The following is a 26,180-nucleotide window of genomic DNA, read 5'->3' as shown; positions in this document are numbered from 1 at the left end:
GGCTCCGCGGATCCGGCCCACGGTAAAGGCGAGGCTCGCCCACCGTTGCTGCCGTTGCCACCGCAGGACCGGTCGTGCTGCGAATGGAGAACAGATGCCTGCCCTCGAAAGCGCCGAAGGCGCCGTACCCGATCAGTCCAGTCGGCTCAAGAGCCTCGGTGTCGAGCTCAACGCCCTCAACACCATCGCCGAGGAGGAGCGCACCCAGAAGCCGCGCTCACTGTTCTGGCCGTGGTTCGGATCAAACGTCTCCGTGCTCGGGCTGAGCTACGGCTCCTACCTGCTCGCCTTCGGAATCTCCCTGTGGCAGGCCACGATCGTCGGGCTGATCGGGGTGGTGTTCTCGTTCCTGCTGTGCGGGGTCGTATCGATCGCGGGCAAGCGTGGGTCCGCGCCCACGATGGTGCTCAGCCGCGCCCCCTTCGGAGTGCACGGCAACCGCGCCCCCTCCGCGCTTTCGTGGCTGCTCGCCGTCGGCTGGGAAACGGTGCTCGCCTCACTTGCCGTGCTTGCCACGGCGACGGTGTTCACGCAGCTGGGCTGGGACGGCGGTGTGGGCACGAAGATCCTTGCCCTGGCCGCGGTCGTCGTGCTCGTGCTGGCCGGCGGCATTGCGGGGTTCGACGTCATCATGAAGATGCAGAAGTGGATCACCATCGTCACCGGCGTGCTCACCGTCGTCTACATCGTGCTGGTCTCCGACCGCATCGACTTCACCGCCGTCAGCAACCTGCCCGCCGGATCGCCACAAGGCCTCATGGGCGGCTGCGTGTTCGTCATGACCGGCTTCGGCCTCGGCTGGGTGATCTCCGCCGCTGACTTCTCCCGGTACCTGCCCCGGAACACGCCATCGTCCCGAGTGACCGGCTGGACCACGTTCGGCGGCTCGCTCGCACCAGCCGTCCTGCTGATCTTCGGCATCCTGCTCGCCGGCTCCTCACCGAAGCTGAACACGGCCATCGGACTCGACCCGATCGGCGCGCTGGCCACCCTGCTGCCGACCTGGTTCCTCGTGCCGTTCGCGATCGTCACTGTTCTCGGCCTTGTCGGCGGAGCGGTGCTGGGCATCTACTCCTCCGGCCTGGCACTGATGAGCGCGGGCATTCCCGTTCCGCGCTACGTCGCCGCCGGCGTCGACGGAGTCCTGATGACGGCCGGAGCGATCTACGTCGCATTCTTCGCCACCAGTTTCATCGGCCCCTTCCAGGGCTTCCTCATCACCCTCGGCGTGCCCGTGGCGGCATGGTGCGGCATCTTCCTCGCCGACCTGCTCCTGCGACGCGAGGACTACGTCGAGCGAGACCTCTACGACCCACGCGGCCGCTACGGCGGCACTCCCGCCCTCCCCCTGCTCATCCTCGGCCTCTCCACCGTTGTCGGCTGGGGGCTGGTCACCAACACGTTCGCCGGATGGCTGACCTGGCAGGGGTTCCTGCTGGAGCCGCTCGGGCTCGGCGGCCGCGGCGGCGCCTGGGCCTACGCGAACCTGGGGGTGCTGGTCGCACTGGTACTCGGCTTCGCCGGGACGCTGGCCCTCTCCCGGGCCGCCGTTCGCCGGCAGGAGTCACCGCCGGCGCCGGCCGAGGCTCCGGAGGCGATCCTGGGCACGGTCCAGTGAGCGCCGGTCAGGTCGCGGCCGAGATCGACGTCGACACGGCTCCGCTGTTCTCGTACGACCGCAACATCTTCGGCCAGTTCGTCGAACACTTCCACCGGGAGATCTACGGCGGCATCTACGATCCGGGATCGCCGCTGTCCGACGAGCGCGGGTTCCGCACCGACGTCCTCGACGCTCTGCGCGCTCTCCAGGTCCCCGTCGTCCGTTGGCCAGGGGGATCCTTCGCCTCCGGCTACCACTGGAAGAACGCTGTCGGGCCGGATCGAACCGCGGTGTTCGACCGGGCCTGGCGGGTCAGGGAGTCCAACCGGTTCGGCACCGACGAGTTTCTCGCGTGGACAGAGGAACTCGGCGCTCAGGCATACATCTGCACCAACGCCGGCACCGGCACGCTCGACGAGATGAGCGACTGGGTGGAGTACTGCAACGCGCCCACCGGCACCCAATGGGCCGACCACCGCGCCACGAACGGCCGGAAGCGGCCCTACGGTGTGCGCTACTGGAGCGTCGGCAACGAGAACTACGAGGAGTGGGAACTCGGAGCCGAGGATCCCGAGGCGTGGGCACGCCGAGTGACGGAAGCAGCCAAGATCATGCGGCGCGTCGACCCGACGATCCAACTGCTCGCGGCAAGCAACGGCAATCCCGAATGGACATTGCCGATGCTCCGCAGCGCGGGGAAGTACCTCGACTACATTTCCGTCCACCGCTACTGGGACGCCCTTGCCGACCACAACCAGCCTGCCGGCTTTCTGAGCAGCATGGCCCACACCATCGAGCCCGAGCGCACCATCGTGCAGCTCATCGCTCTCCTCGAGGTAGCCGCCACACCTCACGTCTCGATCGCCTTCGACGAGTGGAATCTGCGCGGCTGGCACCACCCGGAGGGCAACAGCCCCGATGCGATCGGCGCCCGTGACCTCAACGACGACAACTCCACCTACACGATGGCCGATGCGATCTTCGCGGCCTCGTTCCTGAACGCGTGCATCCGGCACGGCGATCGCGTACGGATGGCCAACTTCGCACCCGCCGTCAACGCCCGCGGCTCGCTGTTCGTCCACGAGAAAGGCGTAGTGAAGCGCTCCACCTATCACGTCTTCGAGATGTACGCATCGCTCCTGGAGACCCACACCCTCCCGGCCGTCGCCCATACCCGAGGTCTGGACGCGGACGGCACCGAGGTGCCACTGATCGACGTCGCCGCCACCGGCAATCCGGAGTCAGGGACCCTCTCGATCGCCCTGCTCAACAAGTCGGCCGACAGCGAATCACCGGTGCGGCTGCGAGTGAACGGCGCCCTGGCCGCGGACCCGGCCACCGTCACCGTCCTCGGAGCGGCATCGCCTGACGCCTTCAACGACGTCGCACACCCCGACGACATCCGCCCGGACACCGACAGGATCAAAATCACCGATGGCCGTCTCACACTCGCCCCCCACAGCGTCACCGTAGTGCGCCTCGACGTGGAGCCCGGACACAGAAAGGGGCTCAACTGGACCATCGTCACCTCAGGTACGCGCGGCCCAGGGAAATAGCACGGCCGTAGTCGCCGAGCGGCGTGACAGCCATGCTCTGCGGGGGGCCACCGGCCTTCCGACGCGGCAAGAGGGCGCCCCCGTGCGCCACCTCCGGAAGGAAGATCCTGCCGGTGTCAGGCGCCGGCCTTTGACAGCGCCTCGAACTCGTCGTCGGTGAGCTGGATGGTCGCGCCGGCGAGGTTGTCCTCGAGGTGCGCGACGCTCGACGTTCCCGGGATGGGGAGCATGACCGGGGATCGCTTGAGGAGCCAGGCGAGGGCGAGCTGTGACGGTGAGGCGTCGTGCTGCTTGGCGAGTTCGGAGAGCGGGCTGCCTTCGCCGGAGAGCTGGCCGGTCGCGAGGGGGAACCAGGGGATGAACCCGATGCCCTGCTCGGCCGACCAGTCGAGCAGCTCTTCCGAGGAGCGGTTGGTGAGGTTGTAGAGGTTCTGTACGGAGACGATCGGCGCGATCCGCTGTGCCGCCTCGACCTCCGCCACGGTGACCTCGCTGAGGCCGATGTGGCGGATCTTGCCCTCGTCCTGGAGCTTCTTCAGTTCGCCGATCTGGTCCTCGAGCGGGGTGTCGGGGTCGATGCGGTGGAGCTGGAACAGGTCGATGCGGTCCACCCCGAGGCGGCGCAGGCTCAGTTCGGCCTGCTGGCGGAGGTAGGCGGGGCGGCCGACGGGCGTCCAGCGGTCGGGGCCCTGGCGGGTGAGACCGGCCTTCGTCGCGATGACGATGTCGTCGCCGTAGGGGTGCAGGGCCTCGCGCAGGAGGTTCTCGGCGACTTCGGGGCCGTAGCTGTCGGCGGTGTCGAAGAAGTTCACGCCGAGCTCGACGGAGCGCTTGAGTACGCGGACGGCTTCGTCACGGTCCTTCGGCTCACCCCAGACGCCCTTGCCGGTCAGCTGCATCGTGCCGTAGCCGAGGCGGTTGATCTCGAGGTCGCCGCCGAGGCGGAAGGTACCGGAGGCCTCTGCGGGGCGGGCGGTATCGGTCGCGTTGCTCATGGGGGGTGGTCCCTTCGGATCAATGTTCAGGACAGGTCCCGTACCGCTCGTGACGAGAGCACGGGGCCCTGACCTTGTGCCATAACCCTATGATGCATGGTTGACATTAGTGTCAGGGTCAAGTCGGATCGGGATGAGGCCAAAGGAGAGGTCCGCCTGACCATCGGAATCTGCGGCGTTGAGGCTTCGCCACGGCGGGCCGATCTGCCCGTCCGCATCACAGCCCCCACCGACCGGTGTGGAGAACGTGCACCAACGGTGCCTACCCGGCGCTGACGGCGCTTGGCTCGGAAGCTGTTTCGCTGACGGCGTCCATGTAGCTGTCGATGGCATCCCTGTTGCGGGTGAGGAAGTCGATGCGGGCCGTCATCCGATCGCGTTCGCACGCGAGGAGTACCAGCAGCTCCGGGTCGGCATCCTCGACAACGATCTCGCGGGGCTTGCCGAGGCACGGCAGGATCTGCTTGATGATCCGGGTGGGGATTCCGCTGTCGATCAGTCCGCGGATCTGGATCACCCGGTCGATCAGGTAGTCGTCGTATTCGCGGTACCCGTTGGGCAGCCGCCGCGGTGCGATCAGCCCCTGCGCCTCGTAGTACCGCAGTGATCGCGCCGGTGTATCCGTCAGCTTCTCGAGCTCTCCGATGCGCATGTGACTGTCCTCACGTCCTGACCTGCGGCTCTGGTTTGACCTTGACACTAATGTCAACCATGCACCGTAGGGTTTATGACCCCAGTACAGCACACAGACGCTCCGCCCGACCGGAGCAGCCCGTCGGACCGTCTCCCTCTCGGCGGCTTGCTGGCCCTCGCGGCCGGCGGCTTCATCACGATCATGCTGGAGACGTTGCCGGCGGGGATTCTGCCGGCGATGAGCGGCGATCTCGGGATCTCGGAGGCGGCCGCCGGCCAGACGGTGACCGTGTTCGCGATCGGATCCATCGCGGGTGCCATTCCGCTGGTCGGTGCGACGGTGGGGTGGCCGCGCCGGCGGCTCCTGCTCCTCGCGCTTGCCGGATACGTCCTCACCAGCATCGTCACCGGCATGTCCGGCGCCTTCGCGCTGACGCTCGGCGCCCGATTCGTCGCGGGAGTGTTCGCGGGAGCCCTGTGGGCGCTCACCGCGGGGTATGCCCGGCGCATGGTGGCGCCGCACCAGTATGGCAAGGCCGTGACCATCGCACTGGCGGGCACCCCTGTCGCCCTCTCGCTCGGCACACCCGCGGGCACACAGCTCGCCGGCCTGATCGGCTGGCGCTCCACATTCGGCGTCATGGCCCTGCTCGCCGTACTGGTGATCGTCTGGGTCCTCACGGCCGTGCCGGACTACCCGGGACAGGCCAAGGGCGAGCGCACGCCCGTCCTACGGGTCTTCGCCATCCCCGGAGTGCTCCCGAGCGTCGGCATCATCCTGTTCTACGTCATGGCACACAACGTGCTCTACACCTACATCGCCTCGTTCCTTGCGCCAGTGGGCCTGGGCGGCAGTGTCAGCGCGGTCCTGCTCGTCTTCGGTGCCGCGTCCCTGGCCAGCATCTGGATCACTGGCGTCTTCATCGACCGGTACCTGCGGCGCCTCATGATCAGCAGCTGCGCGCTCTTCGCACTGGCGGTTCTCGTGCTCGGTCTTCTGGCCGACCTGCCCGTAGCTGTGTTCATCAGCGCCGCCCTGTGGGGGCTCGCCTTCGGCGGAGCGGCCAGCCTGATGCAGACGGCCGTCTCCAACGCGGCCGGACCGGCCGTCGACACCGTCCAGTCGGTCGCGGTGACCGCCTGGAACATGGGGATCGCCGGCGGAGGAATCCTGGGCGGACTGCTGCTCGGCGGATTCGGAGCCCGGTCACTGGCGTGGGGAACCCTCGCACTCGTCGTCGCCGCAAAAATCATCACGATCACCGGACACCGCCACGCCTTCCCCGCCCACCGAGCCGCGACCTGACCGGCGCTCACTGGACCGAACCCAGGATCGCCTCCGGAGCCTCGGCCGGCATCGGCGGTGACTCCTCCCGACGGACGACAGCTCGGGAGAGGACCCAGCTGCGGCGGGAAGGCATCGCCGTAGCCCGCCGTAGCCCATTGCACCGTCGAATGCCTGATGCGCCAAGCCGGGCTGGCCAGGGCGGTGCGGGAGAAGAAGATCCGCGCCACATTGCCCGGCAAGGACGGACGACGCTCAGACGACTTGGGCCAACCGAGACTTCCTGGCAGCCGGTGGGTGGGTTGGAGCCGTACTTCTTCTTGTTGTAGACGAGCACGAATCCGTACTGCATGGCGGGGACGGCGCACTTGGACGTCAGCCCGGACGGGATCTTGGACGTGTCGATGATCGAGTAGTTCAGCGGCATCAGCAGCTTGCCGCACTGCGCCTGGGCCCAGATCGAGTCGGTGTCCACCACATCCCAGGTGACGTCGCCCGAGTCGACCTGCGCCTTGGTCCTTCGGAGGGTATGACGGGGCAGCCGTCGTCCGGGGCGGAGGACGGATGGGCGTGCCGTAGGGAGTGTTTTCCGGAGAGCGCCGGTGAGTTCGCGCTACGCCGGCGTGGGCGGTGAGATGGCGAAGAGCACTTCGGCGGCTTCGTCTCCGGTGTTGACGATCATGTGGGGCACGGACGTGCGGAACTCCGTGCTGTCTCCCTTGAACAGCTCGTGACGGACCTCTTCGCCGGGATCGCCGAGCACGAGGGTCACGCTGCCGGTGAGTACCATGACGACTTCCTGGGAGTCCCCATGGGTGTACGGGGCGGATCCGGTCGCGGCATCCGGTTCCAGTTCCGTGGTGAAGACCTCGACCTCCTGCAGCGGACGCTGGGAGATCAGGAACTTGCGTGCGCCGGGACCGGAGGGCAGTTCCGGTCGCCTGTCCTGGGAGATGATGCGGAGGCCGGCCGCCGCCGCGTTCTCGTCGAAGAGATCGGCCATGGTGAGGCTGAGTGCGTCGGCGATGCGGCGGAGCATGCCGACGCTGGCACTGGAGTGTCCGAGTTCGAACTGACTGATGAAGCTGGGGCTGGCCCCCACGGCCTGGGCCAGGGAACGCAGCGACATCTTGCGCTTGATCCGGTAGGTGCGTACGAGGGCGCCGAGTCGGACGTGTTCCTCACGGGGAGTGGAAGGCTGGCTCGGTGGCACTGGACAAAATCGTGAGTAACGGGCGCGTGTCCTGGACGCGCGGATCCGCCGAGGGCGGCAAGCGGCAAACGTCAACGCGGCTGCGGGGCGGGAGGTGACCGTACTATCCGTTCATGGCGCTGTCAGTGCGTGATCTCGTGACGATCCCCTCCCCGCGCACCTGGGCCGTCGCCGGGGAACAGGGCCTGGACCGGCTGGTTACCTGGGCCCATGTCTCGGAGCTGCCGGACATCGCCAAGTGGCTGCGCGGCGGCGAGATGATCATGACGGTGGGGATGGGGTTCCCCACGGAGGCCGAGGCGCAGGAGCGCTATGTCCGGGAGCTGGTGCAGGCCGGTGCACAGGCTCTGATCGTGGCCGAGTCCGACTACGCACCGCCGCTCACCGACCGCATGCTCGCGGTTGCCGACGAACTCGCTTTCCCGGTCCTGCGTACAGCCATGGCGACGTCGTTCGCCGGGCTGGCCCGTGCGGTGGCGGGTACGGACTCCCCACGGGCCGGCGAGCAGTTCCTCGTGACCCAGCAGGTCTACGACACGGCGCGGCGCACCTCACAGGGCGAGCTGGCGCCCGAGCGCGCACTCGCGCTGCTGAGCGAGGCAGCCGGTGCCGACCTCTTCGTGATCGACCCGGTGTCGGCACTGCCCTTCCTGGGCCCCGCCCCCGAACAGCCCCTGCGGGAGCACATCGGCGCGGTGCTGCGTCCGCGCCTGCGGTCGGACGGCCGCCTGCCGGGCGTCGTACGGCTGTCGGGCGCGGACGGGCCGACCGTCCACGCGCTGCCGATCGCCACGCAGTGCCCGGCGGTCCTCGCCACAGCCGACGATCTCTCGGCGGCAGCCCTGTCCGCGTTGCCGCACGTCGCTTCGGTGCTGGCTGCGGAAGTGGACCACCTGCTCGCTGCATGGGAGCGGCGGCGACAGCAAGGGAGTGAGGTGCTCGGCCGACTGCTGGCGCGCCGGGAGCCGGAGCCGACGGACCTGGGGCTGCTCGCCGATCGGGGCCTGGGGGCCGAGCCACGCGTCGTGGCCGCATGCCGTGGACCACGGGAGCGCGAGCTGGACCGGACGCTCAGGCTGTACGGCGTTCCGCACGCCGTCCTGGCCCGCACCGGCGACCTGTTGCTGGTTCTGCTGCCCGACGCCCCCGATGCGCTTTCGGTGATGCGCGGCCAGCTCGACGAGCACGGTCATGTCGGCCTGTCGGCACCCCTTGGGCGGCCGGACCGGTTCGCCGAAGCGAGCCGCGAGGCGCGGTTCGCCCTGGAGGACGCCAGGACCGCCGCCCTCCCGGTTTCGCGGTACGGCGAGCAGCCGGCAGGAGTGCTGCCGCTGCGCGGCCTGGACGAGGCGGAGCGCCTCGCGGAGGCCGTCCTCGGCCCCGTCCGCGCCTACGACGCCGAGCACAACTCGGACCTGCTGACCTCGCTCGCCGTCTTCCTCGACCACAACCGCTCCTGGCAGAGGGCCGCCGCAGAGCTACACGTTCACAAACAGACCCTGGTCTACCGGATCCGCAGGGCCGAGGAACTCTCCGGCCATCACGTCGACCGCACCGCGGACGTCGCCAAGCTGTGGTTCGCGCTGGACGCGGCCCGCAGGCTGGGCTGGTTCAGCACGCTCGCCTGAGGTCTTCATACGGACGTACGAAACCCGGCGGCTCCTTCATAACGCCGTCCGGTTGTCCGCCGACCGGCGTGCGCACACCATGGGCGCCATTCCCCACCTCCCACACCCCTCGTCCTCCTCACCTCCACGGCCTTCGCAACGACGCGTTGCCGAACCACCGCCCCTGGCACGTTCAACCTGTGAGGTGCCCATGGCTGTCCACACCGCCCCCGAGACCGGTACCGCCGGCATCGCGCCACCCCCCGTCGCGGTCGCCCGGATGGCCGCCGGAGCACACACGAATCTCCCCCGCTGGGAAGACACCCCGCCGCAGGCCGATCCGGGCGGACGGTCCTTCGCCGTCCTGTCGTTCGGCGCACAGGCGCGCCCCGTCGCGGACGCCTGGATGGCCGAGATCCACCGCTTTCACGCCGTGTCCTGGCGCCTGCACAACGATTCCGCCGACGAGACGGTGGTCGCCAAACTCCGCCAGCGGCTCTCCCGGGCCACCGTCGGCTGGCGGCTCATGGTCGCCGGCCCCGAGGCCGACGTGCTCGCCGTTTCGGCCGAGGCGCTGCGGCACGGCACGCTGGCTGCCGAGATCCGGGCCCACGCCACCTCCACCACGCGGCGGCGCGTCCAATGCGTGCACTGCGGCACCGCCGTGGACGTCGACGCCGAGCCCGGTGCTGTCTTCCCCTGCGCCGGATGCGGCCACAACCTCCTCATCCACCATCACCTCTCCCGCAGGCTCGCCGCCTATGTGGGGTTCCGGGCCGACGCGGAGACGACGAGACCGTGACCACCGAGCAGCTCGTCCCCACCACCCTGTACACCCCCGGCGCACAGCAACTCCGGCTCCATGTCGCTGAGCTGGAGACCGCGGCCCCGGGCATCCGCTCGGTGACCCTGCGTGCTCCCGACGGCGGTTCGCTCCCCTCCCACCCTCCCGGCAGCCACGTCGTCCTCGACTGCGGCGGCGGCCACCGCAACGCGTACTCCCTGACCGGATCCGGAACCGCACCGACCGAGTACCGCATCTCGGTGCTGCTGGTCGCCGGCGGCCGGGGCGGCTCCCGGTGGATCCACGAGAGTCTTCGCGTCGGCGACCTGGTCGAGGTCAGCCGCCCGCGCAGCGCCTTCGCACCGGTTCTCGCGGCCCGTCACCATCTGCTGATCGCGGGAGGCATCGGCATCACCCCGATCCTGTCCCACGCCCGCGCCGCGGTTGCCCGGGGCCACTCCTTCAGCCTCCTGTACGGCCACCGCGAAGGCGTCGCCCCGCATCTTCAGGAGCTGCGGGCCCTGTGCGGCGACCGGCTCGAAGCGGACGACCAAGGCCCCGAAGCTCTCATGAAGCGCGTCCGGACCGCCCTGCGGCGGCAACCGCTCGGCACCCACCTGTACGTCTGCGGTCCCGGTCCGCTGATGGACGCCGTCACCGAAGCGGCCCAAGCGGCCGGCTGGCCCGGCGAGCGCGTCCACACCGAACGCTTCTCCGCCGCCGATCACGACCCCGGCCAACCATTCACCGCCCGCCTCGCCCGCACCGGCCTGACGGTCACCGTCCCCGCGGGCACCCCCCTGCTCGACGCTCTTCACCGGGCCGGAGTGCCAGTGCCGAGCATGTGCCGACAGGGAGTCTGCGGCGAATGCCGCGTCGGCCTGCTCGCCGGCCGCCCCGACCACCGTGACCTGTACCTCTCCCCGGCCGAACGCGAGGCAGGCGACAGCCTGATGTGCTGCGTCTCCCGGGGGCACGACGAACTGGAGCTGGACCTGTGACAGCACCGACACCGGCACCCAAGACAGTCCTGCCCGAACGGATCTCCCGCTTCCCCTTCCCGCTCGACCGCGACACCTACCGGTACAGCGCCAACGTCGAGACCGCACGCACCACACACCGCACCGCCGCCGGCGAATGGGGCGCGTGCGTCATCGACATCGACGACCAATACGCACGCGAACTCGCCCTACGCCATGAAATCCTCCAGGCCGATCCGTCGCGCTGCGCGATACTGCCCCACATGGGCCCCGCCTGCTGGGACGCCATGCTCACCCTCATGCGCGAACTGTCCGACGCCTACCCCGACACCATGACGCTGTGCCGTGACGGCGACGGCTGGTATTGGAGCAACGCCCTCCTCGGCGTCGAGCAGCACTTCCGCTACGGCGACGACACTTCGCTTTCCACTGACCCTCTACGGTTCATTGCGTCCCAGGTCCAGGAGGACATCGTCGTCCTGGAGCAGCGAGACGGAACGCTGTGGGCGGACGCCGGCCTCGTCACGTTCGCCTCCAACTGGTCGATGTCCTTCAACACCGGCATGTCGTTTCTCGAAATCCACGGACCGGTACCCCGGAACTACGCAGACGGCGCCATACCCCGCGCCGAACGCTTCCTGATGCGTCTCCAGCCCGGTGACGCCTACCGCCGGGTCAACTGGACCTCGACAGTCGGGCACCGGCTGGACACCGCTCTGGAGACCTACGCGGACTGGGGAAGCGATCGCGTCCGTATCCTCACCGCCGACATCGGCACCGAACTCCATCTCCGCGTCGAGGTGCAGCACCTCATCCGGCTCCCCGACACCGGCGCCATTCTCTTCCTCATCCGCACCTACCTCCTGCCCTTCGCGGACATCGCGACCGTGCCCGAATGGCGCGACCGGCTCGCGGCGGTCCTCGCCGAACTGCCCCAGGACATGGCCGACTACAAGGGCTTCGGCAGGATCCGCGACAAGGCCGTGCTATGGCTCACCGCGCAAGCGGCCGGCACGCAGCAGGGCTGTTGACCCCTCCGGGCGCGGCCAGGTCAACGTCCGGCCCGATGGTGGCGCGGACACTGACCGGTTCGCCGACTCCGACCATCCGAACACTGACCAGGAGAATCATGATCACCTTCCGTGCGGCCGATTTCAACGCCGGTGACCTGCAGGAGCAGAAGCTGGGTCAACCGACTGCGGAGCCTCTGACCGGCGACATCCTGACCCGCAGCCAGGCCTTCTTCACCAGCGCCGACTCACGCATCGTCTCCGGTACGTGGGAGTGCGAGCCCGGGGCATCGCGATGGGAGTTCCTGGAGCGTGGTGAAGTCATCTACGTCATCTCCGGCAACATGACCGTCCAGAAGGACGGAGAAGAGCCTGTCCTGCTCACACCCGGCACCACTGCCGTCTTCCCCATGGGCTGGACTGGGACATGGACGGTCAATGAGACCCTGCGCAAGGTGTTCGTGGTCTACCGGCCGTGAGCGGCCGCATGCGTCGGCATGGGCTGGTCGATTCGGTCGATGCGTGCCAGAGCCGCATGTCCCGCCCCTTCACCCGGCTCCTCCCGGGTGAAGGGGCGGGAGCCTGTTCATGCCTTTCTCCCGGTGCCGGACACGTGTCCGGCACCGGGGTGGTTGCCAAGACCGTTGATCAGGGGTGGGAGGTCAGGGCCTGCGACGGGCGGTTGGCACAGGCACGGGCGGAACGCCGTCGATGACGGTGTTGCTGATGGTGCCGATGCCCTCGACGGTCACGGTGACCGTGTCGCCGACGGCCAGTGGGGGCGGCTCGAACACGCCGTTACGGCCCCAGAGTTCGGCCAGGCAGCCGCCGTTGCCGCAGGTGCCGGAGCCCAGGACGTCGCCGGGGCGGATCCAGGTGCCGCGTGAGGCGTAGGCCGCCATCTCCTCGAACGTCCAAGCCATGTTGGCCAGTCGGTCCTGGCCTACGGTCTCGCCGTTGACCTGGACGGTCAGGGCGAGGTCGAGGAAGCCTTCCGGGTTGCGGCGGGGTTCGAGTTCGTCGGCGGTGACCAGCCAGGGGCCGAGGGTGGTGGCGGTGTCCTTGCCCTTGGCCGGGCCGAGTTTGACTTTCATCTCGCGGCCCTGCAGGTCGCGGGCGGACCAGTCGTTGAGGATGGTGTAGCCGATGATGTGCTCCCGCGCCTGCTCGGGGGTCAGGTCCCGGCCGGCTTTGCCGATGACGGCGGCCACTTCGAGTTCGAAGTCGAAGCGCAGGCAGCCTGGTGGCACGGGCACGTCGTCATGGGCGCCGATCATCGCGTACGGGTTGGTGAAGTAGAAGGCGGGTGCGGCGTACCACTCTTCAGGCACGGTGTCGCCGTACCCCCGTGCGACGCCCACGACATGGCCCTCGAAGGTCATGTAGTCCCGCACGGTCGGCGGCTGCAGCGGCGGCAGCAGCCGGATGTCGGCGAGGGGCACGGTCAGGGCGCCGGTCAGGGCGCCGGTCAGGGCGCGTTCGCCCGCCGTGCGCAGGGATTCCTCGCCCTCCACGATGAGGTCCAGGAGATCGACGGAGTATTCGAAGGGATGCATGTGGTCGTCGGCGACGACCCCCGACTGCCGTTTCCCCTCGTGGACGAAGGTCGCGAACTTCATGCGAGGCTCCCTTCCGCCTCGGCCGGCCGGGTGCTGATGGGCCGGAAACCGATGAAGACGGCGGCGACCACGGCCGCGACTACGCATGCGGCGGAGGTGAGGAGCAGTCCGTTGTTGTAGCCGTGGGCGAGGGCGTGTTCGGTGAGCGGGCCGAGCTTGGCGCTGAGCGGGCCCAGGTCGGCGGTGTGCAGGGCCAGGGGGCCGCCCGCGTTCAGGACGGCGGTGGCGATGCCGTGTTCCTGGGGGGTGAGTCCGGCGCCGGCGAGGCTGCCGGTGAGCTGGCTGGCGGCCATGCCGAGGGCGACGGCGCCGACGACGGCCGGGCCAAGGGTCTGGCCGAGGTCGCGGACCAGGCTGGTGGTGGCGGCGGCCATGCCGGTCAGGCCGGTCGGTACGACGTTGACGGCGGCGGCGGTGATCGCGGCGACGACCAGACCGAAGCCGACACCGTTGAGCACCAGCGGTCCGAGCAGGGCGACCAGGCCGGTCTCGTGCATCGGGACCGCCCGCAGCCACAACTGGGCGACGGCCAGCGACATGAACCCGGTGACGAGCATGGGGCCGGGGCCGACGCGGTGCAGCAGGCGGACCAGCAGCGGCCAGATGAACGGGGTGATGCCCTGGACGACCAGGAAGGGCACCGCCGTCTGAAGCGGGCTCTGGTGCTGGATGACGCCGAGACGGATGCTCAAGTCGTACGCACCGCCGAGGAACCCGAACATGCCGATCACCGCCATCGCGGCCGAGGCGGCGAAGGCCCGGATGCGGAACAGCTCCAGGCGCAGCATCGGGGAGGTGCTGCGGTGCTCCACCGCGAGGAACGCGGCGAGGAACACCACGAAAGCGACGAAGGACAGGGCGACGGGTGCCGAGCCCCAGCCGTCCGAGGGCCCCTGAATGATGCCGTACAACAGGCTGAGCAGGGCCAGGGCGATGGTGATCTGCCCCGGCCAGTCGAGCGAGCGCCCCTCGGGAGCGCTGGACTCGGTGGTCAGCAGCCAGGCTGCCACGGCGGTGACGACGGCGAGTACTCCGGTCACGCCGAACGCCCACTGGAAGGAGGCGTGCTCGACGATGCCGCCGGCGAGCAGCGGGGCGATGAGGGCGCCCAGCGACAGCGCCGTGGTCCAGGAGGCCAGCCCCTTGGCTCTCGCGGCCGGTTTGGGCGTGACAGCGGTGATCATCGACAGGGAGGCGGGGAAGAGCGCGGCGGCTCCGATGCCGGAGATCGCCTGACCGGTGATCAACTGGGCTGCCGAGTGGGAGGTGGCGGACACCAGGTAGCCGATGGCGGCCACCAGCGCCGCGCCCACCACCAGCTTCTTGCGTCCGTACAGGTCGCCCAGGACTCCGAAGGTGAGTGCGAGAACGGCGGCGGGCACCAGGAAGGCGTCGCTGATCCAGGTCAGTTCGGAGCCGGACGCCTGGAGCGTGCGCTGCATGACGCCGTTGATCGCGGCAGGCAGCACCAGTCCGATCTGGGCCAGGCAGACGGCCAGACAGCCGGCGACGATCGTTCCTGTGTGCGATGCCGGTGCGTCCTTTGCGGGACCGGGCGACGGGGCGGCGGGTGGGTCGTAGGCATGGGTGGAGACCATGTCTCCTCCTTGGAGGGTCGGCGGGACGTACGGCCCGAAGGGGGGATGAGGAACTGGCGTGTCGGGAGAGGGCGCGGCCAGGGTCGAAGCGGGGCGCCGTCAGGGAAGGTGCGGGGCGTCGTCAGACGCGTGGGCAGACCTCGGCCATGCAGCCGAACAGCCCGGGGCCGTCGAGCGGGGGCAGTGAGGGGTCGAGCTCCCGGTAGACGGTGTGCACGTTGACGGCCAGGCGCTCGCTCTCGTCCAGGTCCGCGAAGCGGCCCAGACGGATGTCGCGCGCCGCATCCATGGCCGGCATTCCGGCGGTGAACCGGGCGGTGGCCTGCGCATGGACGAATTCCAGGTAGTCGCGGATCTCGCGGACGGACTGCTTGGTGGTGACCGGACCGTGGCCCGGTACGACGATGTCGGCGTCGAGGCCGAGCAGCAGGTCGCAGGCGGCGAGCCAACGGTGGAAGGGACCATGCCACACGACGGGCGTCGCCCCGGCGAACACGATGTCACCGGTGTAGACGATCCCTGCCTGCGGCACGTGGACGATCGTGTCCCCGGCGCTGTGCGCGGGGCCCACGTCGATGAGACGCACCTCCGTCCCTCCGACGTTCAGGACCATCTCCGCGTCGAAGACCGTGTGCGGCAGCACCGGCTCGACTCCGGTGTAGTCGAAACGGCCGAAAATCCGGCGGGCGAAGCGCCCGGCGGGACTGTCCATGCTGGTCAGCGCCCGCATCTCGGCCGGCCCCACCTGCCGCATGTCCGCGATCGACCCACGAGCCGCGATGATCTCGGCGTGGGCCACGAGTTGGTTGCCGAACCAGTGGTCGCCGTTGCCATGGGTGTTGACCACGGTGGAGATCGGCGCTGCGACGGCCGGCGGGGCCAGCGCGTCGAGCATGGTCCGGGTCAGCCGCAGGTCGTAGAGGGTGTCGACGAGCAGTGACGCGCCGTGACCGGTGATCAGTCCGGCGTTGCTCATGCCCCATCCGGCCGCGCCGGCGATCCAGGCGTAACAGCCGTGTCCGAGCGCGACACAGCCCGTCCGGGATGCCACGGAAGCCACATTGCCTCCTGTCCCTGTCCCGCAACGGTCCGCATGGAAATTGCGAGATGTGAGTTCATTAATGGACTTGAGTCCATCTCTGGTCGACAATCTAAGGAGATGGTGGGGCGGGGTCAATACCCGTGCGCGCCTGTGCTGTACTGGAGGCCATGAAGATCCCGGAGGCAGGAGGCGAAGTCGTGCCCGCGCCCGCAGCACCGCCCGCCGGACGCCGGGAACGCAAACGGCAGCAGGTGCGCGACCAGCTCTACGCCGCCGCGCTGCACCTGTTCGTCGCCCAGGGGTACGAGGCGACGACCATGGAGCAGATCGCCGAGACCGCGGACGTCGCCCGGGCCACCGTCTTCAACCACTTCTCCCAGAAGGTCGGCTTCCTCGAGGAATGGGGAGCCCGACGCCGCACACGCGTCGCGGAGATCCTCGGCTCACAGCACGCCGAGGACCTGCCGGTCGGTGACCGGCTGCGCCGCTACCTGCGGGAAATGGCCGACCTCAACACCGCCTCCCGCGCGGAGACCACCGTCCTGATGGACGCCTCCGCGCGCTTCGGCCGTCTCCTCCAGGACCCGTCCCTGGAGATCGAACTCGCCAGGATCGTCGAACAGGGGCGGCAGCGCGGGGAGATCAGGCACGGTGTCGATCCCGACCAGGCCGGGGCACTGCTGGCCGCGTCATACTTCTCGGCGATCCTGCGCTGGATCCGCGAGGAACCGGCCCCCTTCGACCTCCACGAGCGCCTCCACAGCACGCTCGACATCATCTTGCTGGGCATCCTCACCGGCCACGGCCGTGCCGGAAAACCATGAGGCCCCCGGAGGGCTGGGCCCCTTAGGTGTCGGCGCGCCACTCGGCATGAGCCAAGCGGAACGTCATTGCGGCCAGCTCACCTCAATCAACTGGCCCCAGCTCTGCACCACGCCGACGCCCGGTGGCCTGGGCAGCGTTCGTTGAGGTTCGATCAGACCGCCCTCGTGATCGATGGAAGTACGGCTTCTCAGGCGATGTGCGTCGGTGTGTGCAGGGCCCGGTCGTGGCCGACCCGGCGGATCGGGCCGGTGAGGCGGATGTCGGCGCTGGAGGCTCCGAGCATGACGTTGATCTCTCCGGGTTCGACGATGCGGTGCAGGTCGGGTCCGGTGTAGGCGAGGCGATCGGCGTCCAGCCGGAAGGTGACCTTGCGCTGCTCTTCGGGAGCCAGCTCGACGCGGGCGAATCCGGTCAACTGGGTTACCGGGCGTGGCACTTGCGCGATGGGGTCGGCGGTGTAGAGCTGGACGATATGCCCGTCAGGCGCCTTCCGTACGGTCCGATTGCCACGGGGCCCGATCCCCGTGCTGTCTCTTCCCGACCGTGCTTCCGCAGCTTCTTCCCGGATGTGTTCCGATTGGTGGCCGTCGACGTCCCTCGCGACAGTGACGGCTGACGCACGGTGAGGAGATCCTGCGCACCATGGCCTCCCACAAGGTGCGCCGCCTGCCCGTTATCGACGGCCACCGCCCCGTCGGCCACGTGCCCGAAGCATCTCCAGCGACTGACGCGCGGGGCAGAGGGTGGACTATCGGGCCGACGAGCCGCGCCAACTGCGCCCGGCCGAGCATCGGCAAGGGCAGGAAGGGCGGAAGCGTGGCCCACGGCCCGTACCACTCCGGCACGTCCCACCAGGGCGCAGATCGTTCGACCGCACGGACCTCGGGCAGGAGGAACTACACGGAGAGCGAGAGACAGAGCACTCCGCTGTCGTGTCCGACCAGCACGTCGGAATCAGCAGCGGCCACGCAGGTGACCGCTACGTCCAAGGCGATGTGCTGCACCGTGCCGGACTCCGGTTCCCATACCCGTAGGCTCCGGCCCTGATTGCTGCCGGTGACCAGGACGGTGCGCCCGCCGTGGAGCGTGGCGGCAGTCATGGCCGTCAGTGGGTTGCCGGCGGTGTCCGTGGGCAGACCATCGCCGACCGGGTCACCGGTTGCGGGATCCCACAGGATGACCGCGCCGTTGCGATCTCCGGTGGCCAGCAGGGTACGGCCGTGCACGGGTGCAGCCGCTACCACCGCCACGCGGTGGCGGAAGTCCTCCAGCGCACGCTTGCTCAGCGGTACGGCCGCGCCTGGATCCCGGGGGTCGTCCACGGCCGGATCCCATACGTGAACGTCGCCCTGCGCGTCCGAGGCCGCGATCAGCGTATGGGCGGCAGAGACCGGGAGGGCGGCGATCGATGCAATCGGACGACCATAGGGGTTGAGGCGCGCAACAGACTCACCGGTCGACGGATCACGCAACCGGACCGCGCCCCGGGGAGTAGCGGTGACGAGCAGGGTGCGGCCGTCCGGTACGGTCGCGGCGCACATTCCGGTCACTGCGCCGAGCCAGTTGGCGACGGGTGCGCGGACCGGCTGCCCGGTGACCGGGTCCCACAGGGCGATCGTCCCGGTGTCGCCTCCGCTCGCCAGAAGGACACGGCCGTCGGGGAGGGGAAGGGCAGTCATCGACCGGATGCGGTCGGGGTGTCCTGGCAGCGGGTCGTGGAGGAGCCGGCCGCCGGTAATGTCCCACAGACACAGCACGCCTCGGTCCCCGGCGCCGGCCGCGAGCATTGGCCCATCGGGTCCGGGCACCACTGCCAGAGCGGTGACCCCCTCGCCGGAGCTCGGTGCGGATTCGGAGAGCTCTCGTACCCTGCCCCAGGGGGTGCCGTCGGGGTCGAGCAGAACCTGCCCATCCCGCTGAAGCACGTTTTTCGCTTCACCAGGTCGCCGGGCAGCGGCCGGCACGGCAACGGTCGGCCCGTCGGCGGCCGTCCATGCCTGCTCAGGACGACTCAGAGGCTGTGCCCCACCAGGATCCTCCACCAGGCAGTCGGCGATCGTCCATGTCTGCTCGCACTCCGGGCAACGGAAGTTCCCGGTCAGCAACATCAGTTTCCGGGCCCATTCCATCCCGGCCCATCCCGGTGTGCCCTTGGCCGCGACCATCCCGGCGACCAGACACAGTACGGCCTGCCCTGACGTTTCCGGCGGCACTCCCGCCGCCGCGACCGCGCGGGCCACCCGCAGGAAGGGCTCCCATCCCTCCCCCAGGGCCTCTTCCCGCAACACCGCGGCGACCTCGCCCCAGAGGTGCTCTCCCTGGCGGACACGGGCGGGGTCAGGTAGCCCTGGGGCCTCGAAAGGTGGATGAACAGGGTCCACGAAGAACTTGGGGATCTCTGTCTCGGTGCCGCACCCACGGCACAACACCACGAGGTGACTTTCCTGGGGATCGAGAAACCGCCACAGCACCTCGGCCGTGTGGTGGCCGGCGAAGGCGACACAGGAGAGCGCGAGGTGGGCGCAGACCGCTGCAGGAGCGCCGGCGGCGAGAAAGCTCCGAGTAGCCGCCTGCTCGGCCAGACGGAGTGCGGCATTGAAACCTGCCTCAAGATCAGCCGGGACAGGGGCCCTGTCCTCCGCTGTCACAACGAGTCCCACGTCCACCCAGAAGTCCACGAACCGCTCTGCAGGCAACTCCGCCGCCGCCTCGACGAGATGCGGCAGGGCCGCATAAGCCCCCTCGCAGACGGTGCCTTCGTCCATCAGGTCGTCGGCCACGTACCTCCAGGTCTCCCGCCATTGATCGCTGGTGTCGGTGGCAGCCGTGGACGCCATCGACTCCAGGACCTCCTTCACCTCCTCGACGGCCACGCCGTCAAGATCGGACCAACGGGGGCTGTGCAGAGGCAGCTTCGGAATCATGGGACGAGACTAGGACTCGTCCGCCCGATCATGTGACTGTCTGATGGTCGGTTCGTTGTGCTGGGTGTGGGGCGGGGTGACTCCGTCGCAGCGTTCGCCAAAAGTACGGCGTGACGTTCCCCGAGACGGTCAAGAAGATCGTCGATGACGATGACGAGCCGCGATCGCGTCTGGGCGCCGACCGTACAATCGCCGGACCAGCAGGCGTGGGAGGGCGCAGTGGGACACTTCGAGGGCTTCGACGTCGCCGGGTTCTGGGACGACTCGGCGTACGCGCTGGAGGAGTACGTGGAGGAGGCCCCGCCCTCGCGGGAGCTGATCGCGTCGTTGGAGGACGAGCTCGGCGGATACCGGCTTCCGGCCTCCTACCTCGCGCTGATGTCCGCGCACAATGGCGGAGTTCCGACCCGGGTCCACTTCCCGATGACCGAGCCGACCTCCTGGGCTGACGGCCATTTCGAGATCACCGGTATCCGGGGTGTCGGACGGACCCGGCCGCAGTCGCTCGGCGGCGAGTTCGGCAGTCGGTTCTGGATCGACGTGTGGGAATACCCCGACATCGGTGTCTACTTCGCCGACACCCCCTCTGCCGGCCATGACATGCTCGCCCTCGACTACCGCGCGTGCGGCAGGCACGGCGAGCCGACAGTGGTTCACGTAGACCAGGAGGACCACTTCGCGGTCACCCTGGTCGCGGAGAACTTCGAAGCATTCGTCACGGGCCTGGTCGACGGGTCCGTCTACGACACCTCGGAGCAGGATCGGCTCGCCGCCCTGGCCACGGTGCGCGACGGCAGTTTCTCTCCGCGTCCGTCGTTGAGGTAACGGACCAGGAGGGTGGCGCTGCCGGGATAGCCGAGGGCGCGGATCTCGGCGAGCAGGTGCATGACGGGGACGTAGGGCCGCTCGGCCAGGCGGCTGCGCAGGTTGCGGCGGGGCGGTGCAGGTCCTCCGCACTGGCGGCGCGTGCGTAGCGTTTGACGGTGTCCAGGCCCCAGCCCAGGCGGCGGGAGCACTCGAGCAGACCGACGCCCTGGTCCAGGAGGGTGTGAACGGCCGCGTGGCGTTGGTGGATGAGGTCGGCGCGTCGCCCGGTGCGGCGGGCAGTCTCCGGGGGGTGCCAGCAGGTGCTGTGGGCGACGAGCGGGCGGGCGAGAACACCCCGGACGGCCTGCAGCACCTGCGAGACGACGTCCGACTGGCGACGCCGCCCTCAGCCCGATCCCAGGCCTGCCACGGCAGTGGAAGTGATGATCTTCAACAAGTGCACAGGGCACATGGGGCGAGGACTGAGCAGGGCATGAGCACCGCAAGGTCTGGGCACAACCAGGCAGTGGTCCTTGAACTGCCTGAGACGGGAAAGGTGACCAGCCCGATAAGGCCGTGGTCGCCAAGGGGGTGATGCGCGCAATGTTTGCCGACGCCGGGCGGGGTGATGTGACACTCCAGGAGTGGGCCCGGGCGAAGCTGCATCTGCTTGCCTTACTGCCGACCTGAAGCAGGGGACCTGATGGACGGCGATCTGCGCAGCGGCACGGAACGAAGGGGAGTCTCGCGTCGACGCGTCCGGCTCCCGCAGCGGGCTGCTTCCCGGGCCGGACGGCGCAAAGGCGAACCGGTGCTGGAGGGAAGTGCCGACTCCTGCTTCTTACTCCTTGCAGAAGGTCACTGTCATGAAGGACGAGCGGGAATTCTTCTCACCGGACGCCATGCCGTGGCGCACCGGACCACAGCCCGGGACCGCCGAGAGGATTCTGAGCAGGGACGAGGCCGATCCCGAGGTGCTGACCCGGCTGGTGCGCTGGGAGCCCGGGCTCGACACCTCGTTCTCCGGCGTGATCCGGCACGAGTGGGTCGAGGAGGTCTATCTGCTCGCGGGAGACCTGCACGACCTGACCCTGAATCAGACCTTCTGCGCCGGAGACTTCGCCGCCCGGCCCCCGGGTATGGAACACGGCCCGTACCGGACAACAGGAGGCTGCGTGATGTTGGAGATCCGCTACCGACCGTGACTCGCTTGGGCTCGACTGCCCGGGGCGGCCGACGTGCCCCGGCTGCGACCCCGACCTGTTGGCGCAGGCACACCGTGGCCGGAGAGGGCGCGAGCCGTACTCGCCAGGGCGACGGGGTACCCTGCCGGGTGCCCGCTCCCGAGCTGCCGAGGGCGATGTTCTTCAAGCTCGTCGAGTCCGCCCAGGTCCGATGGCCAGACGTGATCACACCCGACCTCGTCGTTCTCGTTCGAGCCGGAGCCCATTCCAAGTGTCTGACCACCGCCGGCGGCGTACGATCCGCCGATGCCATGCCCACGCCCGGCATGGTCCGGAGGCCGCGCCGACCATTCACCAGGAGCGCGGTGGCGGGTTCTGCCGCTGCCGACGACGTTGGCGGGCCACTTGCAGCGCATCCCAGGTCATCAGCCGCATCGGCCACCACACCAAGTAGTAGATCACCCACCACGCGAGCAGAAACGGGCCCACCAACAGGACGTACGCCAAGCCTCGCGACGTCCGCCGCGATGGCGTCAACGGCACCGACGCCCGCGGCTGGCCTCCATCATCCGGCAATCGAACCCTCACCAGGCACCTCCACGATCCCGTCCGGGCCCTGATCGGGGCCCTCGGCTGTACGAGTTCTCACTGGCTACGGGGGTGCGTGGTCGCCGGTACCGCGGTCTGGGCGTTCAGGGCATACCGCGTTGTGCGCGCCTTCCGGGCTGGAGAGAACAGTATTACTGGCGCTCCGCGATGTGGAAGAAGAATCAAGGCGGGTACGTTTCGAGCCTGGAGCGGTACCAGAAGGGACACCACTTCCACCGCAGTATGCACATCCAGCACAGGACTCCGAGGAGGTGGGCGCCGTGGTGGTGAAACCCGAAGACGTCGGGCACGGGCGAGTGGGCCGGGCAACCAGGGGGGATTTGGCCGGATGTGCGGTGCTCGTCGAGCCCTATGCGGAAGGGGCATGGCTCCTGTACTGGGTGGATCCGCGGCGCGAGCCGGCCGATCGTGTCATGGGGGAGCACACGGGAGATTCACTCATTCCGAGCCCGGGCGACCTGGACAAGGTACTGGGAGAGCAGTTCGCTGTGGAGTGGGCTCACCCCAGTGAGGCCGAGGCGATCCGCCAGAGGTTCTTCGACCTGGAGGAGCCCCCGAAGCGGTCCGTGCTCGACACCCTGAAAGCAGCGTTTCGGGCACGCATCACCGGGGCGCCGCGTGGTGCGACGTGGACGCGGTGATCACCGCGTGCCGGGCCGGTGTCTCGGTCGCCCTGGGAAGCCCGTACTCCGCTGGCGAGGCGTCGACTCCCGCGCGGACAGTGCCTGGAGCCGGTATTCCTTGGGTGACCCGATCACCCAGGTCGTAGCCGTGACCGACGGCTGAGCCCGGGGTCAGGTCAGGGCAGATGGCGCCGATGGCGGGCGACGGCGCCGTTCTCCCAGGCCCAGGCGGCCGTCTCCACGCGGTTCCGCACCCCGAGCTTGCTCTGGATGCTGCCCAGGTGTGTCTTGACGGTGGACAGGGACAGGAAGAGCTCGTCGCAGATCTCCTGGTTGGTACGGCCGACGGCCACCAGGCGGGCGATGTCGAGTTCCCGTGCGCTGAGCGGGAGCGCGGAGTCAGGCGTGGGCGGCGGGGCCTGCTCCTCCAGCCGCTTCAGCAGCCGGACGGTCACCGCGGGCGAGACCAGCGCGTCACCGCGTGCCGCGGCCCGTACCGCCTCGATCAGCAGCGCGGGGGCAGCGTCCTTGAGCAGGAAGCCGCAGGCGCCGTTGCGCAGTGCGATGGTGAGGTAGTCGTCCTGGTCGAAGGTGGTGACCACGACGACCTTGACCGGTTCGGCCACGCCGGGGCCGGCCAGCAGCCGGGTCACCTCCAGGCCGTCGAGCTTGGGCATCCGGATGTCGACCAGGCACACGTCCGGGCGCAGCCGGCGGGCCAGTTCCACGCACCGGGCCCCGTCCGAGGCCTCGCCGATCACCTCGATTCCGTCCTGTGAGTCGAGGATCAGCCGGAAGCCTGCCCGGACCATGTCTTGATCATCGGCGATGAGGACACGCGTCCCATGACTGCTCACGTCCCTGATCCTGCCCTGAGCGATGGATGGCGGAGGCAGAAACGGCGAAGGCCGGCCGTAGGACTCGGGCCACGACGACCGCGGTCGGCGCAACGGCCATTCGGCCGATTGACGCCCCGGGAAGTCAGTCGAACGGCCGGTGCCCCGGGGCCGGGCCACGGGAGGACAGTCGACGAGCACCCCCCGCCCCCGCCATGACGGAAGGCTGTCACAGCCTTGAAGGAAGGAACCTGTGGAAGTGCGATCATCCCCGCCGGTCATCACGGCCCCACGCCCCGCAGGCACCATTTCCGTGAACGTGGTCTGCCCCGAGGGCGACTGGCCGAACCGGAGCTGGCTGGATGAGGACGATTCGATCCGCATCCGGCAGGTGCACGCCCCGTACGAGGAGCTGGCGAGCAGCCAGTGCCATGTCGTACTGCTGCGCTCCCACGAACCCGCCCACGACCTGCCCCGGCTGCGGAGAGCCATGGGGGGCCGGGCTCTGCCGGTGCTTCTCATCTGCCCGGTGGCGGACACCGAGCAGATCACCACCGCGTTCGGTCTGGGGGCGACCAGTTACCTGGTGGACTGGGACTACGGGAAATGGATGCTGACGAGCGCGATGTGGAGTACGGCGGTCGGGCACACGGCCCTCTCGCCGGTGGCCGCAGCCGCGCTCATGCGAGGAGTCTCCGCCCGCCCCGGACCGGCCGCCGACGTCGGCGGGCCCCTGCCCCAACCGCTGTCGCGGCGCGAGCGGCAGGTGATGGACCTGCTGTCGCGCGGCTTCAAGGTCACCGAAATCGGGCAGCGGCTGTCCCTCACGGTGAAGACCGTACGGAACTATCTGAGCCGAATTTACGCCAAACTGGGCGTCGCCGGCCGTACCGAGGCCGTCCTGCTGTGGTTGGGGGCCCGGTCCCACCGTGCGCCGGCCGACACGACCACGCCGCGCACCGGCTCCTCCCGGGAACCCCGGTGACCTGAGTGGCGCCCCAGGCGACTGCCCACGCCTCTACCACAACTGACAGGTTGTGGGCGGCCGTTGGCGGGCAATGGACCGATCGGACCACGACGGCCGGGCCTTTCCGTAGCCTTCACCGTATGGCACATGGCGCATCCGCCCAGCCTCCATGGCGCCGCCGCAGGCTGGGCCTCGGTGCGCTGTTCGCCGGGCTGGGCCTGGCGTGGCTGCTCGACGTGGAGATGATCTGGCCCAGCCACCCGGGCCGGGCCGACTGGCTGCCGTCGCTGAGCGGCCTGGCCGCCGTCGCCTTGCTGCTCGTGCCGGGACGGCGGCTGCCCGCGGAGTGGCGGGCCGGAGTGGCCGCGGTCGGGTCGCTGGCGCTGACCCTGGATCTCGTGCTGGTGGGGCGGTCCGTACCGGACTGGGGGCTGTTGGAGACGACATGCCTTCTGATCCTGCTCATCCGTACCTGCCGCAGCGCCCGGCCCGTCGCGGCCGTCGCAGTGTCCGCCGCGCTCGCGGCCGCCGTGATCGATGAACCGCTGCGGACCGGGGGCACGGGGATCACCCTGACCTACCCCTTCCTGCTGACGTTCGTCGTCGGCGGGGCGATCGGAGCGGGGTGCTATCTGCGCATGCTGGACGCCCGCCGGGCTCGCATGGTCGCCGCCGTGCGCCTCAACGAGCGGCTGCAACTCGCACGGGATCTGCACGACTTCGTCGCGCACCACGTCACCGGCATCGTGGTGCAGGCACAGGCGGCCGGCTTCGTCCACCTCAGCGCACCCCACAGCGTCGGACCCGTCCTGCGGAACATCGCCGAGGCCGGACAGGAGACCCTCGACTCCATGCGCCGCCTGGTGCGGGTGCTGCGCGAGGACGAGGACACCTCCCAGGACCGCGGCGACCTGTACGTGGAACTCGCCAGGCTGGTTTCCGCGTTCTGCGGCCAGGACGACGACCACGCCGACACCCGGCTGGAGATCACCACTTCTGCCCGCCGGACCCGCCTCGCACCCGATGCGGAGACCTCCGTCCACCGACTGGTGCAGGAGGCGTTGACCAATGTGCGCAGGCATGCGCCCGGCGCCCGGGTGGCCATCCGCGTCGACACGGCGGGCGACGACCTGCTGAGAGTCGATGTGCACAACACCGCGCCAACCAGGCAGGCCGCGTCCCCCGCGGGGGGCCGCAGCGGCTACGGCCTGATGGGCCTGCGCGAAAGGGCGCTGGCGGCCGGTGGCACCCTCGCAGCGGGCCCCGCCGATGACGGAGGCTGGCGGATCACCGCACACTTCCCTGCCCTCCCGCAGCCCGCGGTGGCGCGAGAGACACGGAGCATGCCGCTCCTGGACGCCACGGCGATTGACACCGGTCACCGCTGACGGCACCGGCGGGGCCGTTAGCGGGGCGTCCCGGAAAGGGCCGGCTTTGGCGGCACGACGAGCTCGCACCGCACGTCAGGTTTGAGTGACCCGCA

The 26,180-nt window shown here is 69.3% G+C and carries 24 protein-coding genes and 1 pseudogene; 15 read left to right on the top strand and 10 right to left on the bottom strand.

Annotation, left to right across the window (positions count from 1 at the left end):
* Nucleotides 1-94 precede the first annotated feature (94 nt).
* On the top strand, nt 95-1,618 hold the full coding sequence (locus OG607_RS06555) for a purine-cytosine permease family protein (protein ID WP_405719924.1): 1,524 nt from the start codon (nt 95-97) through the stop codon (nt 1,616-1,618).
* Nucleotides 1,615-3,156 (top strand): alpha-L-arabinofuranosidase C-terminal domain-containing protein, encoded by a 1,542-nt coding sequence (locus OG607_RS06550; protein ID WP_405719922.1) that lies wholly within the window; start codon nt 1,615-1,617, stop codon nt 3,154-3,156. Before OG607_RS06555 ends, OG607_RS06550 begins: the two co-directional genes overlap by 4 nt.
* Nucleotides 3,157-3,272: 116 nt before the next feature.
* Here OG607_RS06550 and OG607_RS06545 read toward each other — a convergent pair whose 3' ends face one another.
* Together OG607_RS06545 and OG607_RS06540 are read right to left on the bottom strand one after the other, a co-directional pair.
* A complete protein-coding gene (locus tag OG607_RS06545; protein ID WP_405719920.1) occupies nt 3,273-4,151 on the bottom strand; it encodes an aldo/keto reductase in 879 nt (292 codons plus the stop codon).
* A 262-nt stretch (nt 4,152-4,413) separates the two neighbouring features.
* On the bottom strand, nt 4,414-4,803 hold the full coding sequence (locus tag OG607_RS06540; protein ID WP_405719918.1) for a MerR family transcriptional regulator: 390 nt from the start codon (nt 4,801-4,803) through the stop codon (nt 4,414-4,416).
* A gap of 75 nt (nt 4,804-4,878) precedes the next feature.
* Between OG607_RS06540 and OG607_RS06535 the strand changes: the two genes are divergently transcribed.
* Nucleotides 4,879-6,090, top strand: a complete 1,212-nt coding sequence (locus OG607_RS06535) for an MFS transporter (RefSeq protein WP_405719916.1) — start codon at nt 4,879-4,881, stop codon at nt 6,088-6,090.
* A 7-nt stretch (nt 6,091-6,097) separates the two neighbouring features.
* On the opposite strand, the gene OG607_RS06530 is transcribed toward OG607_RS06535, so the two are convergent.
* Both OG607_RS06530 and OG607_RS06525 read right to left on the bottom strand, forming a co-directional pair.
* On the bottom strand, nt 6,098-6,544 hold the full coding sequence (locus OG607_RS06530) for a hypothetical protein (RefSeq protein WP_405719914.1): 447 nt from the start codon (nt 6,542-6,544) through the stop codon (nt 6,098-6,100).
* Nucleotides 6,545-6,682: 138 nt separating this feature from the next.
* Nucleotides 6,683-7,282 (bottom strand): helix-turn-helix domain-containing protein, encoded by a 600-nt coding sequence (locus OG607_RS06525; protein ID WP_405719912.1) that lies wholly within the window; start codon nt 7,280-7,282, stop codon nt 6,683-6,685.
* A 113-nt stretch (nt 7,283-7,395) separates the two neighbouring features.
* Between OG607_RS06525 and OG607_RS06520 the strand changes: the two genes are divergently transcribed.
* The 5 genes from OG607_RS06520 to OG607_RS06500 all read left to right on the top strand — a co-directional run bounded on the left by OG607_RS06520 (nt 7,396) and on the right by OG607_RS06500 (nt 12,142).
* Nucleotides 7,396-8,910, top strand: coding sequence for a PucR family transcriptional regulator (locus OG607_RS06520; protein ID WP_405719910.1), 1,515 nt, complete (start codon nt 7,396-7,398; stop codon nt 8,908-8,910).
* Nucleotides 8,911-9,100: 190 nt separating this feature from the next.
* Nucleotides 9,101-9,691 carry a dimethylamine monooxygenase subunit DmmA family protein gene (locus OG607_RS06515; protein ID WP_405719908.1) on the top strand — a complete coding sequence of 197 codons (591 nt, stop codon included), beginning with the start codon at nt 9,101-9,103 and terminating at the stop codon, nt 9,689-9,691.
* Nucleotides 9,688-10,674 carry a PDR/VanB family oxidoreductase gene (locus OG607_RS06510; protein WP_405719906.1) on the top strand — a complete coding sequence of 329 codons (987 nt, stop codon included), beginning with the start codon at nt 9,688-9,690 and terminating at the stop codon, nt 10,672-10,674. The genes OG607_RS06515 and OG607_RS06510 overlap by 4 nt, the downstream gene beginning before the upstream one ends.
* Nucleotides 10,671-11,684 (top strand): heme-dependent oxidative N-demethylase family protein, encoded by a 1,014-nt coding sequence (locus OG607_RS06505; protein ID WP_405719904.1) that lies wholly within the window; start codon nt 10,671-10,673, stop codon nt 11,682-11,684. Before OG607_RS06510 ends, OG607_RS06505 begins: the two co-directional genes overlap by 4 nt.
* Nucleotides 11,685-11,782: 98 nt before the next feature.
* A complete protein-coding gene (locus tag OG607_RS06500) occupies nt 11,783-12,142 on the top strand; it encodes a cupin domain-containing protein (protein WP_405719902.1) in 360 nt (119 codons plus the stop codon).
* A gap of 183 nt (nt 12,143-12,325) precedes the next feature.
* Here the strand turns inward: OG607_RS06500 and OG607_RS06495 are convergent, their stop codons facing one another.
* The 3 genes from OG607_RS06495 to OG607_RS06485 form a co-directional block, all read right to left on the bottom strand.
* Nucleotides 12,326-13,282: a fumarylacetoacetate hydrolase family protein gene (locus tag OG607_RS06495; protein WP_405719900.1), complete on the bottom strand. Its 957-nt coding sequence runs from the start codon at nt 13,280-13,282 to the stop codon at nt 12,326-12,328.
* Nucleotides 13,279-14,880 carry an MFS transporter gene (locus OG607_RS06490; RefSeq protein WP_405719898.1) on the bottom strand — a complete coding sequence of 534 codons (1,602 nt, stop codon included), beginning with the start codon at nt 14,878-14,880 and terminating at the stop codon, nt 13,279-13,281. Before OG607_RS06490 ends, OG607_RS06495 begins: the two co-directional genes overlap by 4 nt.
* Nucleotides 14,881-15,001: 121 nt before the next feature.
* Nucleotides 15,002-15,931 (bottom strand): MBL fold metallo-hydrolase, encoded by a 930-nt coding sequence (locus OG607_RS06485; RefSeq protein ID WP_405719896.1) that lies wholly within the window; start codon nt 15,929-15,931, stop codon nt 15,002-15,004.
* A gap of 188 nt (nt 15,932-16,119) precedes the next feature.
* Between OG607_RS06485 and OG607_RS06480 the strand changes: the two genes are divergently transcribed.
* Entirely contained in the window at nt 16,120-16,746 is a 627-nt protein-coding gene (locus tag OG607_RS06480) for a TetR/AcrR family transcriptional regulator (RefSeq protein ID WP_405719894.1), read from the top strand.
* A 188-nt stretch (nt 16,747-16,934) separates the two neighbouring features.
* Here OG607_RS06480 and OG607_RS06475 read toward each other — a convergent pair whose 3' ends face one another.
* Nucleotides 16,935-17,219 (bottom strand): fibronectin type III-like domain-contianing protein, encoded by a 285-nt coding sequence (locus OG607_RS06475; protein ID WP_405736589.1) that lies wholly within the window; start codon nt 17,217-17,219, stop codon nt 16,935-16,937.
* Between the two features lie 152 nt (nt 17,220-17,371).
* Here OG607_RS06475 and OG607_RS06470 point away from each other — a divergent pair.
* A pseudogene (locus OG607_RS06470) lies at nt 17,372-17,470 on the top strand (CBS domain-containing protein); the annotation flags it as partial.
* A 173-nt stretch (nt 17,471-17,643) separates the two neighbouring features.
* Here OG607_RS06470 and OG607_RS06465 read toward each other — a convergent pair.
* Nucleotides 17,644-19,527, bottom strand: coding sequence for a WD40 repeat domain-containing protein (locus OG607_RS06465; RefSeq protein ID WP_405719892.1), 1,884 nt, complete (start codon nt 19,525-19,527; stop codon nt 17,644-17,646).
* Nucleotides 19,528-19,815: 288 nt separating this feature from the next.
* Here OG607_RS06465 and OG607_RS06460 point away from each other — a divergent pair, with 288 nt between their 5' ends.
* From OG607_RS06460 to OG607_RS06450, 3 genes are all read left to right on the top strand, one after another.
* A complete protein-coding gene (locus OG607_RS06460; protein WP_405719891.1) occupies nt 19,816-20,496 on the top strand; it encodes an SMI1/KNR4 family protein in 681 nt (226 codons plus the stop codon).
* An 848-nt stretch (nt 20,497-21,344) separates the two neighbouring features.
* On the top strand, nt 21,345-21,683 hold the full coding sequence (locus OG607_RS06455; protein WP_405719889.1) for a cupin domain-containing protein: 339 nt from the start codon (nt 21,345-21,347) through the stop codon (nt 21,681-21,683).
* Nucleotides 21,684-22,606: 923 nt separating this feature from the next.
* Nucleotides 22,607-22,912, top strand: coding sequence for a hypothetical protein (locus OG607_RS06450; RefSeq protein WP_405719887.1), 306 nt, complete (start codon nt 22,607-22,609; stop codon nt 22,910-22,912).
* A 158-nt stretch (nt 22,913-23,070) separates the two neighbouring features.
* Here the strand turns inward: OG607_RS06450 and OG607_RS06445 are convergent, their stop codons facing one another.
* Nucleotides 23,071-23,751 (bottom strand): response regulator, encoded by a 681-nt coding sequence (locus OG607_RS06445; RefSeq protein WP_405719885.1) that lies wholly within the window; start codon nt 23,749-23,751, stop codon nt 23,071-23,073.
* Between the two features lie 232 nt (nt 23,752-23,983).
* Between OG607_RS06445 and OG607_RS06440 the strand changes: the two genes are divergently transcribed.
* Nucleotides 23,984-24,715, top strand: coding sequence for a LuxR C-terminal-related transcriptional regulator (locus OG607_RS06440; protein WP_405719883.1), 732 nt, complete (start codon nt 23,984-23,986; stop codon nt 24,713-24,715).
* A gap of 122 nt (nt 24,716-24,837) precedes the next feature.
* Nucleotides 24,838-26,085: a sensor histidine kinase gene (locus OG607_RS06435; protein WP_405719881.1), complete on the top strand. Its 1,248-nt coding sequence runs from the start codon at nt 24,838-24,840 to the stop codon at nt 26,083-26,085.
* The last annotated feature ends 95 nt before the right edge of the window (nt 26,086-26,180 follow it).

Origin of the sequence: Streptomyces sp. NBC_01537, assembly GCF_045040445.1 — a bacterium.
In the GTDB taxonomy this organism is placed as follows: domain Bacteria; phylum Actinomycetota; class Actinomycetes; order Streptomycetales; family Streptomycetaceae; genus Actinacidiphila.
The sequence above is the reverse complement of the archived record's forward strand: the minus strand, read 5'-3'. Positions and strand labels throughout refer to the sequence as shown.

What these genes read in the sequence shown, in the direction of transcription:
- OG607_RS06555 (WP_405719924.1), top strand. Translation starts at nt 95, where the DNA reads ATGCCTGCCCTCGAAAGCGCCGAAGGCGCCGTACCCGATCAGTCCAGT.
- OG607_RS06545 (WP_405719920.1), bottom strand. Translation starts at nt 4,151, where the DNA reads ATGAGCAACGCGACCGATACCGCCCGCCCCGCAGAGGCCTCCGGTACC.
- OG607_RS06540 (WP_405719918.1), bottom strand. Translation starts at nt 4,803, where the DNA reads ATGCGCATCGGAGAGCTCGAGAAGCTGACGGATACACCGGCGCGATCA.
- OG607_RS06535 (WP_405719916.1), top strand. Translation starts at nt 4,879, where the DNA reads ATGACCCCAGTACAGCACACAGACGCTCCGCCCGACCGGAGCAGCCCG.
- OG607_RS06520 (WP_405719910.1), top strand. Translation starts at nt 7,396, where the DNA reads ATGGCGCTGTCAGTGCGTGATCTCGTGACGATCCCCTCCCCGCGCACC.
- OG607_RS06515 (WP_405719908.1), top strand. Translation starts at nt 9,101, where the DNA reads ATGGCTGTCCACACCGCCCCCGAGACCGGTACCGCCGGCATCGCGCCA.
- OG607_RS06500 (WP_405719902.1), top strand. Translation starts at nt 11,783, where the DNA reads ATGATCACCTTCCGTGCGGCCGATTTCAACGCCGGTGACCTGCAGGAG.
- OG607_RS06495 (WP_405719900.1), bottom strand. Translation starts at nt 13,282, where the DNA reads ATGAAGTTCGCGACCTTCGTCCACGAGGGGAAACGGCAGTCGGGGGTC.
- OG607_RS06490 (WP_405719898.1), bottom strand. Translation starts at nt 14,880, where the DNA reads ATGGTCTCCACCCATGCCTACGACCCACCCGCCGCCCCGTCGCCCGGT.
- OG607_RS06460 (WP_405719891.1), top strand. Translation starts at nt 19,816, where the DNA reads ATGACGATGACGAGCCGCGATCGCGTCTGGGCGCCGACCGTACAATCG.
- OG607_RS06455 (WP_405719889.1), top strand. Translation starts at nt 21,345, where the DNA reads ATGAAGGACGAGCGGGAATTCTTCTCACCGGACGCCATGCCGTGGCGC.
- OG607_RS06435 (WP_405719881.1), top strand. Translation starts at nt 24,838, where the DNA reads ATGGCACATGGCGCATCCGCCCAGCCTCCATGGCGCCGCCGCAGGCTG.